This is a genomic window from Vibrio sp. 704, assembly GCF_033339295.1.
In genome coordinates this window covers 1-583 of the sequence record NZ_JAWOUH010000744.1, presented here as the reverse complement: position 1 = coordinate 583, position 583 = coordinate 1, and the positions used below count along the sequence as shown (strand labels likewise).

At 43.2% G+C, this 583-nt stretch carries 2 protein-coding genes; both read left to right on the top strand.

What is annotated here, in order from left to right; genetic code table 11:
• On the top strand, positions 1–149 hold a 149-nt coding region (locus R7R24_RS28865; RefSeq protein WP_318120480.1), incomplete at its 5' end, for an Mpo1-like protein.
• 87 nt (positions 150–236) lie between these two features.
• Positions 237–583: class IV adenylate cyclase (locus R7R24_RS28860; protein ID WP_318120479.1), on the top strand; the 347-nt coding region annotated here is incomplete at its 3' end.

The window sequence follows — 583 nt, the reverse complement described above, 5'->3', positions numbered from 1 at the left end:
TACCCGTCTTACACATTTCTATGCTGCTGTTTGGCGCTTTGTGGATTCTTCAGTTCATTGGGCACAAAATCGAGGGCAAAAAGCCATCCTTTTTTGAGGACCTACAGTTCTTATTAATCGGCCCAATCTGGGTGTTTCGAAAGCACTAAATGCGCAAGCTGAGTGTATTGCCACAACACGATTAAGATTTTGAGTGTAGTATTCGGCTCCTTTCGACGTTTATGTAGTAGAGGCGAGTGGTGAGTGACGCGCATTTCCAAGGGCAGTTTGAAGTTGAGTTAAAGTATCGAGTAAAAAATCATGATGCATTTTTAAACACGCTCAAACAGATTGAGCATGAAGTCATGTTCGAAAACAACCAAGAGTCAGATTGGTTTTACGATACCCCACAACGCACGCTGACTCAGCAGGGCAAGAGTTTAGTGCTCAGAGAAATTCAGCCTGCCGGCATCAAACTGTGGATTGTAAAAGGGCCAGAAGCTGACCGTTGTGAAGCAACAAATATCACTAAGTTAGATTCTGCTCAAAGTATGCTCGAAAACATGGGCTACGAAGTGATTCAACGCAACAAGAAAATCAGAAG